Origin of the sequence: Alteromonas algae (assembly GCF_049117195.1) — a bacterium.
Taxonomy (GTDB): domain Bacteria; phylum Pseudomonadota; class Gammaproteobacteria; order Enterobacterales; family Alteromonadaceae; genus Alteromonas.
Genome location: NZ_CP185260.1, coordinates 3,053,049 through 3,067,561 on the forward strand (window position 1 = coordinate 3,053,049; position 14,513 = coordinate 3,067,561).

General features: G+C 45.9%; 9 protein-coding genes. 6 read left to right on the top strand and 3 right to left on the bottom strand.

Annotation, left to right across the window (positions count from 1 at the left end; all coding sequences use genetic code 11):
- Window positions 1–3: 3 nt before the first annotated feature.
- The 3 genes from ACOJRU_RS13670 to arcB form a co-directional block, all read right to left on the bottom strand.
- The gene (locus ACOJRU_RS13670) at window positions 4–1,581 is read right to left on the bottom strand and encodes a PH domain-containing protein (protein WP_421132291.1); all 1,578 of its coding nucleotides are present in this window, start codon (window positions 1,579–1,581) and stop codon (window positions 4–6) included.
- Window positions 1,582–1,586: 5 nt separating this feature from the next.
- On the bottom strand, window positions 1,587–2,144 hold the full coding sequence (locus ACOJRU_RS13675) for a PH domain-containing protein (RefSeq protein ID WP_421132292.1): 558 nt from the start codon (window positions 2,142–2,144) through the stop codon (window positions 1,587–1,589).
- Window positions 2,145–2,251: 107 nt separating this feature from the next.
- Window positions 2,252–4,606, bottom strand: coding sequence for an aerobic respiration two-component sensor histidine kinase ArcB (arcB, locus tag ACOJRU_RS13680; RefSeq protein ID WP_421132293.1), 2,355 nt, complete (start codon window positions 4,604–4,606; stop codon window positions 2,252–2,254).
- Window positions 4,607–5,245: 639 nt separating this feature from the next.
- Between arcB and gltB the strand changes: the two genes are divergently transcribed.
- The 6 genes from gltB (at window position 5,246) to ACOJRU_RS13710 (ending at window position 14,512) form a co-directional block, all read left to right on the top strand.
- The gene (gltB, locus tag ACOJRU_RS13685; protein WP_421132294.1) at window positions 5,246–9,712 is read left to right on the top strand and encodes a glutamate synthase large subunit; all 4,467 of its coding nucleotides are present in this window, start codon (window positions 5,246–5,248) and stop codon (window positions 9,710–9,712) included.
- 14 nt (window positions 9,713–9,726) lie between these two features.
- Window positions 9,727–11,142 (top strand): FAD-dependent oxidoreductase, encoded by a 1,416-nt coding sequence (locus ACOJRU_RS13690; RefSeq protein ID WP_421132295.1) that lies wholly within the window; start codon window positions 9,727–9,729, stop codon window positions 11,140–11,142.
- Between the two features lie 217 nt (window positions 11,143–11,359).
- A complete protein-coding gene (locus ACOJRU_RS13695) occupies window positions 11,360–11,800 on the top strand; it encodes a hypothetical protein (protein ID WP_421132296.1) in 441 nt (146 codons plus the stop codon).
- 220 nt (window positions 11,801–12,020) lie between these two features.
- Window positions 12,021–12,608 (top strand): DUF2726 domain-containing protein, encoded by a 588-nt coding sequence (locus ACOJRU_RS13700; RefSeq protein WP_421132297.1) that lies wholly within the window; start codon window positions 12,021–12,023, stop codon window positions 12,606–12,608.
- A 230-nt stretch (window positions 12,609–12,838) separates the two neighbouring features.
- On the top strand, window positions 12,839–13,537 hold the full coding sequence (locus ACOJRU_RS13705) for a 5'-methylthioadenosine/adenosylhomocysteine nucleosidase (RefSeq protein WP_421132298.1): 699 nt from the start codon (window positions 12,839–12,841) through the stop codon (window positions 13,535–13,537).
- Between the two features lie 6 nt (window positions 13,538–13,543).
- Window positions 13,544–14,512: a cobalamin biosynthesis protein gene (locus tag ACOJRU_RS13710; protein ID WP_421132299.1), complete on the top strand. Its 969-nt coding sequence runs from the start codon at window positions 13,544–13,546 to the stop codon at window positions 14,510–14,512.
- The last annotated feature ends 1 nt before the right edge of the window (window position 14,513 follow it).

The following is a 14,513-nucleotide window of genomic DNA, read 5'->3' on the forward strand; positions in this document are numbered from 1 at the left end:
CACTTACATCCAAGAGCGCTGCGTAGACTCCACATCGTGCATCACCTTATCAGCTAAAGAAAACACATAGTCTTCGGGTAAAAAAGGGACCGTTACACTGCCTGAAGCCAGTACAAACTTAATACTGGCCAACTTTCTGCGTTTCATAAAGATACTTTGTTGAATAACAAGCTCCTGAACCTTATAGGGTTCAAAGCACAGATAATCTATGCCCACTCTTCCACGACGCACATAGATATACTTATCGTCTGTTGCAATGCCCCATCGCCACCACCGAAGCCCGATAACGCCTAAAAGTAATAAACACACGCTAATGCTCATTGCAACAATATCGAGATGTGCAGTAATGATGCCTACGGTAAAAAAGAGGCCAAATGGCACGGCTAAACCAACAACACTCCAATGTAAAATAAAGCGCTTACTGATGGTCATGTAATCATGGCGTTGATAGCAGCTGTTTGGCATGACCTCTTGGGCAAGCGCAAGTGCTTCGGTTTCAGTAACCGACGGAACAATGAGCTTATTCGGCGACATCAGCTCTTGCCCGTGCTGCTGCGTAGACACATTTTGTTCAAAATAAAGGTTCACTCGTTTAAGGACTTTATCTAACCAATCTTGTTTCGCCGTAATCATTTGTATTCGAGAAGCGCGCATGCTTACTTCTTGTTTGTTTAAAAGCCCACTTCGACGGATGTATCTGTCATCTTGCTTTGAGAGGGTATAGCCGTAAAACGTAAACAGTGCCCCCCCGACGCTTATTAGCGCAATAGCCGCCATAAGCATCATTACAATAATCAATGCATATAAGCCAAATTGCCACCACGCAATGGTTTGCTCGCCTACAAGTTGGTTAAGCTGAAGCCCCTTTGAGGCAAGCCACCCCGATATGCGTGAAAACACATCATCGTAAAAAGGCGCAGCGGCGCCCAGTAAAATCCACACGCGGTTATTCGTAATCCCGTGAATAACAAGGTCAGTGATTGACCGCCGGTTGAGTACAGTTTCGTCACTGTCCTGCGTTACTGGCGCCTGGGCTTCATTTTCTTGAGGTTGTGGTGCTGTATTCTGGGCATTAAACGCCAGTACTTGTTTTTTCAGCGCCTGTGCATAGTTGTTGGGTACAGCAACTATATTGGCTTCTTCTGATGCACTGCCAGCCGTATCTAACACCACCAAGGCATAACCGAACGGGCGATAGTAAAACGGGTGCTCTATTTTGACATTTTGAATGCGCCAAAAAGGGAGGTTGGTGAAACGACGCGAAAAGACACCGTGATGTATTTCTATATGAGCATTGTGAACGCGAAACGTGTACATGAAAAAGCTAACAACACCACTTAACGAGGTACTGAGCATCAACACAAGGATACCTATATATGTGCCGTTTGAATGAATATTATCAGTAATATTGGCGGTAACGGCTAGCGCCGGCACAACGTATATTAAACCTTGAGCTAAGCTTTTAAGATTGCTAAAGGTAAAATACAAAATAGCGATGACTGATAAACGCTGCCACTGTGCTCCCGTGTCTACTGACTCGCTGCGACCTGCCTCGTTACCGGTGATGTGTTCATTATCCACTAGCGTTACTTCGCACTTAACACTTTATGATCGAGTACAAACTGTCGAAGTTGCTGTGCGGTCTCTACTGGCAGGCCCGGAATTTCGAATGTATGTAGCGCGCCGCCTGCTGAAAATACTTGTAACGATGCGAGCCCTGCAAGTCGCGCCAGTGGTCCGCGCTTTATTTCCACATGCTGAACGCGAAGAATGGGTTGGCAAGCCAGTGTTTGAAAAAGTAATCCAGACTGTAAGTTTAAATCTTGCTCTCTCACACTGTACTTAACACGTACATCAGCCAGAACATGGTAAACCACCCACACAACGCCTAACGTAATAATCCCCGTAAGCACAAAAGGAAATGCCAAGAGCAAAGGTTCAGGCAATACGAAAAAGGGTTGGAAGCGCAGCGTGCAGATAATCGCGATAAGCAGTGTGGTAATGCATAACGCCAACGATACATTGACGATACGATAACGTGGAGAAACATCGGTTAACCTAAGCGCTGCCATGGCAGGCATACTGTCTGGGTCGAGCTGCGCATTTGAAAAGGTCGTTGTGGCAGACGACGATATCCCTGTCATTATTCTTTACCCCTACTTTGTTCATTACATCAACGCGATATAGATGTAGTAAAAACGAGAGCAGCAAACGTGCTGCCCGTCTCGTTTTTTACATGGCATTGTGCCCGTTAGTCGTCAACAGGTTGCTCATTTAACCAGTTTGTCAGCGCCGACATATCGTAAAGTACCGCCATTTGAAGCTCTTCAACCCAATCATGAACATTCTCCCACCATGTAGGATGATCGCCCTGTTGTATTTGATTTGCTATGCGCTGCACCCTTGCTAAGCCAACAGACCCTGCCGCACCTTTAATTTTATGCGCCTGTGAACAGACTTCTGATTTTTCATCTGCGCTCAAACTAAGCTGGAGAATTTCCATATATTCCGGCATTTTCTCCTGAAAGACCTTAACGCTGGCTCGCACCATATCGTCACCAATGGTATCGACCAACATTTGTAACAAGTCCATATCTAGAATGTTACTGAGTGTTTTGTTTGGCTCTGGTCGCTCAACTTCACCATCAATTTCCAGTGGGGCTGGCGGCGCATGGAACAAGTCGTTAAACACCTCAATAACGCGAGACTTCTTAATAGGTTTGGCAATAACGTCGTCCATCCCATTTTGCAGATACTCTTCGCGTTTTTTGATCACGTTCGCGGTGAGCGCAACGATAGGCGTTTGCATAACCAAGTCTTCTTCGTGCAAGGTATTGGCCACATCAAAGCCGGTCATGTCTGGCAGTTGAATATCAAGTAGAATAAGGTCGTATTGCGTTTCACGCGCTTTATCTATTGCCTCTTGCCCAGTCATGGCAACATCCACTTTTTGGCCAAGCTTCTCAAGCAGTGCTTTTGCCACCATGACGTTAAGCTCAATATCTTCAACAAGAAGAATATTTAACCCCGTCACCTCAAGCTGCGCTACCTGCATAGGACGGTTTGAAATGCTCACCGGCAATATAATTTCAAAGCGAGTGCCTTTTCCTACCGTACTTGATACGTGTATTTCTCCATTCATCAAGTCGACCATCTGTTTACAAATGGCGAGCCCGATACCCGTGCCTGTAGCAGACTGGTGGTCGGGATGATCGACCTGATAATACATCGCAAAGATTTTGTCTATCTCACTTTCGGGGATCCCAACACCAGTATCTTCAATAACAAAGGTAACGAATGCTTTGTCACCATCAGGCTTGGTTGATGATACAGACAGGCTCACGTGCCCTTTTTGCGTAAACTTCACGGCGTTAAAAAGTATGTTCCACAGAATTTGACGCAATCGCGTACCGTCAATTTCGACCAAACGCGGGAGTGGATCTTTTATTCTGGTTTTAAACGCCAACTGTTTATCGCCAGCCAACAGGCGAATGATACTGCTTAGTTCTTCGGTGAAATCCTTAAGCGATATGGTTTTCAAACTCAGTTCAAGTTTGTCCCTGTCGAGTTTATCAAGGTCAATAATATCGTTAAATATATTGCCCAACGTAATCGCACTAGCATAAATCGTACTGACCCAATTAAACTGTTCTTCGCTTAATTCGGTGTCGCGTAGCATGCGGCTTAGCCCCACGATGCCATTGAGCGGTGTACGCAATTCGTGACTTATCGTTGCTATAAATCGCGTTTTGTCTGTACTCGCTTTAGCGGCTGCATTTTCAGCCTGCTTGCGCTCGGTCATATCACGTCCAAAAGACAGCAAACCAAGACGATTACCTTCTTTGTCGAAGAAAGGTACGCGCTTCATTTCGAAGTAGCGTCGACGCCCATCAGCAAAGCGAAGCCACAACTCTTCCGTAATGCTTGCATTGGTTTCCAATACTTCATGGTCGCTTGCAACAATTTGGCGAGCCAAATCTTCTTCATACACATCTTGTGGTGTTAACCCTAAAAGCTCTTGCTCGCTTTTACCGGTCATTAGTTCTGCAATGCGATTGCAACCTGCAAAGCGTCCTTCTTCATTTCGGTAATAAATAAGGTCTGGTGAAGCGTCAATAATAGAGCGCAATAACGTTGACAACCGCCTTGCCTGCGCTTCTTGTAACGACTTATCTTGAATCTCATTTTCTAAATCTTTAAATAAGGCTTCTCGTTCTTCTTGTGCTTGCTTACGTTGTTCAATTTCGTGATTGAGCTGTCTGATATTTGATTGTAGCTCTCGGTTAAGAAACACATCCTCTTCTCGAAGGTGCTCTAGTTGGCTCACTACATCTTTCAAGTTCGTTCTTGAATTCTCTAACTGCTTTATGAGTTCGCTGAAAAAGTACAACACCCAGGGAGCAGAGAGCATGGTGAGCACTACGGCGCTAATAAAATCGTCAGGCTCAACCTGACTGCCCATACTCACACGGATAACGTAAGACCCCCCTAAGGTAAACACCAATGAGAGAACCACAAAGAGGATACTCAGTTTCAATGTACCGAAACGTTGCACAAACTGGGCGAACCGAATGGCCCAAGAGTCGTTTGGAGAATCTGAATGCATAAGCGCTATTTAATGGATAATTTGCCGTTATCCTATCAGGAAAAAGTCCATTCGGTAACTGTTCAACGAGTGGTAATAGCTGACATACCGCTATTCAGTCGTAATGACGTCGCAAGCAAAAGCCAAATTTAGCCTTTTAACGTCTGTTTGGGCTATCACTTTTTATCTCGCGACGCGCACTATCCATAATTAATGCCTCATTAATGGCGCTGTGCTACGAGTGAATTTTTATTCAATTAAATTTTCTAGTTGAGAAGAATTATCAATTAGAAAGTGAATGAACAATGTCATTCATTAGGTCTTTACATTTTTGTTACATTTCAAATTTAATCATGCGCAAAGCATTGATATATTGCAACTTTATATCAGTTATACTAATTCACTAGACGATGAAGTATTTTAGGGTTTGATTTTACTTTTCAATGTGGGTATTTTGTACGGCCCGCAACGCAATAATGCATAAAAATGCGGAATACGACTGGAATCCTCTAATAATAATTAACGACAAGAAAGGCGCTTGTATCGGGTAATACTGCCTGACAATAAAAGACGTCTGAACAATGTTGTGATACGCAATACCTAGGCGCATCTACACGCAACACATACCTTGCCCAGTCAAAAGGTTGAAGGAGTTAAGAGATGAGTTTATACAATCCCAACGATTCCCGGGATAACTGTGGGTTTGGTTTGATCGCCCACACGCAAGGGGAAGCCAGTCACGAATTGGTAGAAACGGCAATTCATGGCCTTGATCGCATGCAGCATCGAGGCGGCATTGCAGCCGACGGAAAAACCGGTGATGGATGTGGCCTACTGCTACAAAAACCCGATGCATTCTTTCATACTATTGCCCAAGAAAATGGCTGGAAACTCAGCAAAAAATACGGCGTAGGGATGATTTTCTTAAGTCAGAACCCTGAACTGGCTAAAGCCGCACGCGATGTATTAAACGAAGAGCTAGAGAAAGAAACCCTTTCGGTAGTTGGCTGGCGAGAAGTGCCCGTTGATACATCGGTACTGGGCGAACTAGCGTTAACCGGCGTGCCTCAAATAGAGCAAGTATTTGTTAATGCTCCTGCAGGGTGGCGTAAACGCGACCTCGAACGTCGTCTTTACATGATTCGACGTCGCGCAGAGAAACGTCTAGAGGCCGACCCTGACTTTTATGTTGCGTGTTTATCAGGCTTGGTAACGATTTACAAAGGGTTGGTCATGCCAAAAGACCTTCCAGCCTTTTACCTTGACCTTGCTGACGAGCGTATGAAAAGCGCAATTTGTGTTTTCCATCAGCGTTTTTCTACTAATACGTTACCTCGTTGGCCGCTTGCTCAACCTTTCCGTTTCCTTGCGCACAATGGTGAAATTAATACCATCAAGGGTAACCGTGATTGGGCTATGGCGCGTGCTGCCAAGTTCTCTACACCGCTTATTCCCGATTTAAAAGACGCGGCGCCTTTCGTAAACACCGAAGGCTCTGATTCTTCGTCTCTTGATAATATGTTGGAGCTGTTTTTAGCCGGCGGAATGGATTTGTTCCGCGCAATGCGCTTACTGGTTCCACCCGCCTATCAAAATAACAACACCATGGATAACGACCTACGTTCATTCTACGAGTTTAACTCGATGCATATGGAACCATGGGACGGCCCGGCTGGTATTGTATTAACAAACGGCCGCCACGTAGCCTGTAACCTAGACAGAAATGGGTTACGCCCAGCGCGTTACGTGATCACCAAAAACGGGTTTATAACCCTTGCCTCTGAAGTGGGTATTTGGGACTACAGCGAAACCGATGTTATCGAGAAAGGACGTGTAGGGCCGGGTGAAATGCTAGCGGTTGACACGTACACAGGTAAAATTTGGCGCTCTAACGAAATTGACGATGATCTAAAAGCACGCCACCCCTATAAAGAGTGGCTCGACAAGCACATCCGTCATCTTACGCCTATTGAAGAGCTTGACGCATCGCTTATCGGAAAACGTGTATTTGATGATGACGCCATGGCGGTTTATCACAAGCTTCACGCTTACAGCTACGAAGAGATACAGCAAGTTGTAAAAGTACTAGCAAAAGACGGACAAGAAGCGGTTGGCTCAATGGGCGATGATACGCCTATGGCTGTGATGTCTTCACGTCAGCGCACTATTTATGACTACTTCCGTCAGCAGTTTGCTCAAGTGACCAACCCCCCTATTGACCCCTTACGTGAAAATCACGTTATGTCATTGGCGACCTGTATTGGCCGAGAACAAAACGTATTTAGTGAAACTTCTGGTTACGCTGACCGTGTATTGTTCGACTCGCCAATACTCATGTACACCGATTTAAAACAGCTACGTGAATTCAACCCCGACAATTATTATTCAGAGGTTGTCGAGCTTCAATATAAGCCTCAAGAAGGCCTTAAAAAAGCGGTAGAGCGTGTCTGTAATGAAGTAGAAATGCTTGTTAAGAACAAACGTGCTGCTTTTGTTATATTGTCAGACAGGAACATCAAGCAAAACCGCTTAGTCATTCCTGCAGCAATGGCCGTAGGTGCGGTTCAACGTCGTCTCGTTGAGAAATCTTTGCGTTGCGACGCGAACGTGGTTGTTGAAACCGCAAGCGCTCGTGACCCGCATCACTTCGCCGTGCTTATTGGGCTCGGTGCAACAGCGGTCTACCCTTTCCTTGCTTATGAAACGATTGAGCAATTGTGTGAAAAAGGTGAACTCGACATTTCACCTATGCAGGCCACGTTGAATTACCGTAAGGGAATAAACAAAGGCTTATATAAAATTATGTCCAAAATGGGCATAAGCACGGTTGCTAGCTACCGAAGCTCAAAATTGTTTGAAGCCGTTGGGGTTAACCGGGAAGTGATGGAGTTGTGCTTTAAAGGCGTAACGTCTCGTATTCAAGGTGCGGGTTTTGACGATTTCCATCAAGACCACATTAACTTAAACCGAATCGCGTGGCTCAAGCGTAAGCCGCTTTCGCATGGCGGTTTATTAAAGTACGTTCACGATGGTGAGTATCACGCTTATAACCCTGATGTGGTAACCACGCTGCAAAAAGCCGTGGTCAGTGGTGACTATTCCGACTATCAAGAATATGCAAAATTGGTTAACGAACGTGCGCCTTCGCATATCAGAGATTTGCTTGCGTTAAACCCAGATTGCGACGCCATTGACATAAGCAAGGTTGAATCTGCGGAAAATTTATTCCCGCGCTTCGATACTGCGGCCATGTCAATCGGTGCACTTAGCCCTGAAGCTCACGAAGCACTGGCTATCGCGATGAACCGCTTAGGTGGTCAGTCTAATTCTGGTGAAGGTGGCGAGCATCCGTCACGTTTTGGCACCGAAAAGAACTCGAAAATCAAACAGGTTGCTTCCGGCCGCTTCGGTGTAACGCCGCACTACTTGGTTAATGCGAGCGTGATACAGATTAAAGTCGCGCAGGGTGCTAAACCTGGTGAAGGTGGTCAGCTTCCTGGTGATAAGGTCAATAAGTACATTGCACAACTTCGATTCTCTGTGCCGGGTGTAACGCTTATTTCTCCACCGCCACACCACGATATTTATTCTATCGAAGACTTGGCTCAGCTTATTTTCGACCTTAAACAAGTTAATCCATCGGCGCTTATCTCAGTAAAACTAGTATCTGAGCCTGGTGTTGGCACCATCGCGACCGGTGTTGCGAAAGCGTATGCCGACCTAATTACGATTTCTGGCTATGACGGCGGCACAGGTGCAAGCCCGCTTACGTCGGTTAAGTATGCCGGAAGCCCATTTGAATTAGGATTATCAGAAACGCAGCAAGCACTTATTGAGAATGGCTTACGCCACAAAGTGCGTGTGCAAACCGATGGCGGTTTAAAAACTGGTTTAGATGTTGTTAAAGCCGGTATTTTAGGTGCGGAAAGCTTTGGTTTCGGAACAGGGCCAATGGTAGCGCTTGGGTGTAAATACTTACGTATTTGTCACTTGAATAACTGTGCAACCGGTGTTGCAACCCAAGATCAAAAGCTTCGTGATGATCACTTTATTGGTTTACCAGAGATGGTAATGAACTACTTTAAGTTCATTGCGCAAGAAGTACGTGAAATCATGGCGTCGATTGGTGTCGCTAAGTTTGATGATTTAGTCGGTCGTACTGAATTGTTGAAAGTATTAGACGGCATTACTGCAAAGCAAAATCGCTTAGATTTATCACCGCTATTGGCGCAACCTAAAGCGGGTGAGCATACTCGCTTGTTCTGTTCTCAAACAACGAATGAGCCAATTGATAAAGGCGAACTTAATGCGCAAATGCTTAAAGATGCGCAGCACGCGGTGGCAGAAGCAACGCCTATTTCGTTGAAGTATGACATTCGAAATACAGATCGTTCTGTCGGTGCGCTATTGTCTGGCGAAATTGCCAAGCACCACGGTAATCAAGATTTCGAAGACACGCCGATCAGAGTAGACCTTACCGGCACGGCAGGCCAAAGCTTTGGTGTTTGGAATGCCGGCGGATTGCATATGCATCTTACAGGCGACGCAAACGACTATGTGGGTAAAGGAATGACAGGCGGCAAGCTTGTAATACACCCACCTCGAGGTATTGAGTACGACGCGCATGACAGTGCCATTATGGGTAACACCTGTTTGTACGGTGCAACGGGCGGTAAATTGCTTGCGGCAGGCCGCGCTGGCGAACGTTTTGGTGTCAGAAATTCTGGCGCGATAGCAGTGGTTGAAGGTATTGGTGATAACGGCTGTGAGTACATGACAGGTGGTATCATTGCGGTCCTTGGTCCCGTTGGCGTGAACTTCGGTGCCGGTATGACCGGTGGGTTTGCTTATCTTATGGATGACAACAGCGACCTTGATAACCGCGTTAATGCTGAGTTGGTAGACATTATGTCTATCGAAGATAAGGCAATCCTTGCCGAGCACCTACGTGGCTTAATTAATCAGCACTACGAAGAAACCGGCAGCGAACATTCGTTATCGCTACTTACCGATTTCAACGCAACGCTGAAACGCTTTAAGCTTATTAAGCCAAAAACCAGCGATGTGAAGAATTTACTTGGTCACATCAGCCGTTCTAGCGCTGAATTACGTATTCAAGCGCAGTAGGGGGAGTTAAGTTAATGGCAAAGAACGTATACCAGTTTGTCGATGTTGAACGTATCGATCCGCCGAAAAAGCCGATCATGGTGCGTAAAGAAGAATTCGGCGAAATTTACCAACCGCTTACCCAATCACAAACCGAAGGCCAGGCAGATCGCTGTCTGGACTGCGGCAACCCTTATTGTGAGTGGAAGTGTCCGGTACATAACTACATTCCTCAGTGGCTTAGCCTGGCCAATGAGGGGAAAATATTAGAGGCAGCCGAGCTGTCTCACAAGACTAACAGCCTTCCTGAAGTCTGTGGGCGTGTTTGTCCACAAGACCGATTATGCGAAGGCGCATGTACACTAAATGACGATTTTGGTGCGGTAACTATCGGAAGCATTGAAAAATATATTACCGATACTGCTTTTAAGATGGGTTGGCGCCCGGATATGTCTGATGTGGTTTGGACAGACAAAAAAGTGGCTATTGTGGGCGCAGGCCCTGCCGGTCTAGCGTGCGCTGATATTCTTGTACGTAACGGCGTTAAGCCCGTTGTTTACGATAAGTATGAAGAGATAGGCGGCTTGCTGACATTCGGTATCCCGTCTTTCAAACTTGAAAAAGACGTTATTAAGCTGCGCCGTGAAATTTTCACCGATATGGGTGTTGAGTTTATTCTTAATACTGAAATTGGCAAAGATATAGCGTTTGAAGCCTTGCTTAAAGACTACGATGCGGTGTTCCTGGGTATGGGAACGTACAAGTCGATGAAAGGTGGGTTCGACAACGAACATGTTCACGGCGTGCATGAAGCATTACCTTTTCTGATCGCTAACACCAATCGTGTAATGGGCTTGGAAAAAGATGAAGCCGACTATATCGACATGAAAGGCAAGCGCGTAGTGGTACTGGGCGGTGGTGATACCACAATGGACTGCGTGCGTACTTCTATTCGTCAAGGTGCTACAAAAGTTACCTGTGCGTATCGTCGTGATGAAGAAAGTATGCCCGGCTCACGCCGTGAAGTCGTTAACGCAAAAGAAGAAGGCGTAGAGTTTCAGTTTAACTTACAGCCTATTGATATTGCTGTTGATGAAAACGGTAATGCATGTGGCGTAAGACTAATTAAAACTGAAATGGGGCCTCCTGATGCTAACGGCCGTCGCCGTCCGGTTGAAATTGAGGGCTCTGAACACGTTCTTGAAGCCGATGCGGTTATTATCGCGTTCGGCTTTCAGCCTAGTCCATCACCATGGTTCGGTGAGTTTGGCATTATGCTTGATGAAAAAGGTCGTGTGCGCGCCCCACGTGGTGGCAAATTTGCTTACCAAACATCAAACCCGCAGATTTTTGCAGGTGGCGACATGGTGAGAGGAAGTGATTTAGTTGTTACTGCCATCGATGAAGGTCGTAAAGCCGCAGAAGGCATCATGGACTTTATCGGCGCATAACAATACTTTGCGTTACCTTATAAGAAGCTCGCGGCATAATTGTCAGCGAGCTTTTTTGTTTTCAGCACTTACCGCCAGTCTGCCGTATACTCGACACCTTCTATTCATACCTATATTCAGTTGCTCTGTGGCGCAAAGCTATCTACTATCACTGTATACGCAAAATGTCCCAACGATTAAAACAATATCAACCGGTAAAGTATGTGGTGAGGCTCCAATGATGAATTGCAACAACCTGATAGCGAGTCGTTTTAGTACTGGCCAAAAAGTAAAACGCATAGTGAAACGGGTGGCATCAGGAGTTGCTTGTTCGGGGCTACTCGTTGCGCATGCGCTTGCTGCCACCTCAGGCACATCATCTTCACCTACCATTTCATCATGCCCTAGCGCTTTTCATCAGGTCGCAATAACCGAAAACGCGACGCAATGTCAGGCCTTTAATGAAGGGTTGCCAGCCAGCTTGGTTTATTTTACGACAAGCTCGACACAAGACACTATCCGCTACTATCAAGAGAATATTCCTAACGCCAAAGTCCATACTCCAATCAATTCACGGGTCCTGATTGTTTCTGCAGACAATACGTACCGTGTTGTCGTATCGCCTGATAATAAGGGCGCTCAAGTTGATATATTGGTTATGAAAAACCCAGCAGAATAATATCGCCTACATAATCAGGGCAAAACACTGCTTGCTCGTTTAGCTACCTCGCCCTTTTATCAAAACTCTTGCCAGTACGCATAGTTACCAGGCCCCACACTATTTTATCCTTGTATTGAAAAAGTGGCACTTGCCTTGCAATTTCTTCGATGTACCAATAGGTATCAAAGAAAACGTCATTTTTATGACGCCCAATATTGTTTGATGAGTGAGGATTACGATGGAACTGGCAATTATTTTAATGATGTTACTTATCGTAGTGGCATTAGGTGCCATTAAATTATCAGACGGTGGCGTGGCTTTTCCGTTTCGCCGAAAGGCCCAGCTTTTCACACCGGCCGAGCATACGTTTCTTAACCTAATAGAACAGGCAATGGGTCGAGAGTTTCGCATTATCTGTCGCGTAAAATTAAGCGATGTGGTGTCGGTACGACAAACCACCAATAAAAAAACAGCCAGTCAGGCGATTTCAAGGGCGTCGTCTCGACAACTTGATTTCGTACTTGTTGATAAACAAGATATGAGCCCTGTGTTGGCCATTGACCTTGTTCATACCCAAGGTAAAGACGGCTACAAAGCGCAAAAAGATTGGTTTGTTTCTGGGGCTTTAGACGCCGCGGGCGTTCCTCATGCGCGTATAAAAGTGAAATCGGGATACAGTGTGGATGACATTCGTGAGTGCATTGAGAATAAATTGATTCCTTATCGTCGCTTGCAACAGAAGATGGCACAGTTGCCTACGCACAACCCAACTACGCCTAAAAGACCAACGCGACCACTACGCTCAAGCCGACCAGCGGCGGCATAAAGCGCGTAATCATCATACAAAGACGCACCATTTTCCCCGCCTTTGTCGCTCTCCACCCCCGCGACAAAGGCATTTTCCTATCAGTTTTCTTATATTCCTTATACAATTAGACCACTTACCGTAAACGAGCCACTATACGGCCTGTATTGTTATTTTGGTTTACCGCCTTGCTGGCACATTGTCCATGGCGAGATTTACGCTCACCCCGTATTTATTTTGATGGTATCACTATGAAAAAGATTGGCATTTTAGGCGCAATGGATGAAGAAGTCGCATTGCTAAAAGCATCGTTATCTAATGTTGTAGAAACAACATGGAATCACCTGACCTTCTTTGAAGGCCAGCTGCACGGTATCGACGTCGTGCTCGTAAAATGCGGTATAGGTAAAGTGGCATCGGCACTTGCCACTACCGCGTTAATTGAAAAGTTTTCGCCTGATGCGGTGGTTAACACTGGCTCTGCTGGCGGGTTCGACAAAGACCTAAACATTGGTGATGTTGTTATTGCAACACATGTTATTCATCACGATGCCGACCTTACGCATTTTGGCTATGCGCTAGGTCAGTGTGCCGGCATGCCTGAAGACTTTCGATGCGACAGCGCATTAATCGACGCCGCACAATCTGCAACCGCCTCTATCAAGGGCGTACAATCTCGCCAAGGTCTCATTTGTACGGGTGATGCATTTATTGGCAGCGACGAGGCCGTCGCACAGCTACGTCAAAAGTTTCCGGATATGAAAGCAGTGGAAATGGAAGGCGCAGCCATAGGGCAAACATGTCACATGCTTAACGTCCCTTTTCTCGTGATCCGCTCTCTTTCAGATATTGCAGGTAAAACGTCGACCGTTAGCTTTAAAGAGTACTTAGAGACTGCTGCAAAACACTCTGCGCAATTGGTTATGGCAATGATAAAGCATATCGCCTAGCTCAACGTGGACGCTTTGCTCAACGATGCAGGGTACCAGTCTTTACTGGTATTATGGCTAGCGATTGCGGTTGATGCCCTATGGCATTGGCCGCACAAAAGCCACCCGCTTACGCTTATGCGCTATCTTATTTTAAGAATGGGACAACGCGTTGTGCCTAGTGCTCAGTACGCGCCGATACAACACTACATTTCTGGCAGCCTTGCTGCTGCGGTGTTACTACTCCCCCTTATAGCTTGCCTTGCGCTGCTCGTCTACATGGCTGAATATCCAATATTTTTCGAAGCCATTATCCTTATTGCGATGCTTGATTTCAGCTATCAGCGCCAACAATTCAAACGAATAACTGCCACCATAGGTAGAGGCAAGAAGGTGCTTACACGAGAAATACTGTCAACAATCGTTGCTCGCGATTGCACCATACTGACCGACATAGGCGCCGCGAAAGCAGCCATTGAGGCGTTATGGCTCAAGTTTTTATACCTTTATTGCGGCGTTATTTTCTATTTTCTTGTTGCCGGCCCAATAGGCGCGCTGACCTACCGCTTGTTATTACTCACCGCATGGCAATGGCATCCCCACCTTCCTGGCTTTTCACTGTTTTGTAAACCAATACGTATAATCGTAAAAATACTCATACTTCCCCCTGCGTTTATCGGCGCATGCAGCACGCTTATTATTACCAACCCGATAGCCGGCATAAAGGCAATAAAACACAGTAAGGCAAAAGATAAAACTTCACTGTTACTTGCCTTATTTGGGGGTATGCATGGCTTTCAATTAGGGGGGCCGGCTATATACAGTGGGAAAAAAGTAAGGCATGACCGAGTAGGGGGAAAACGAGAAGTACGCCATTCAGACATGCTTAGAAGTAAGCGTACGATTTATAACGCAATGGCTGTGGTAGCGGCATTTGCTAGCCTTTGTTTGTTTACCATAGCGGTATCGACACAATCACTCGGTCAATTTTTATAAT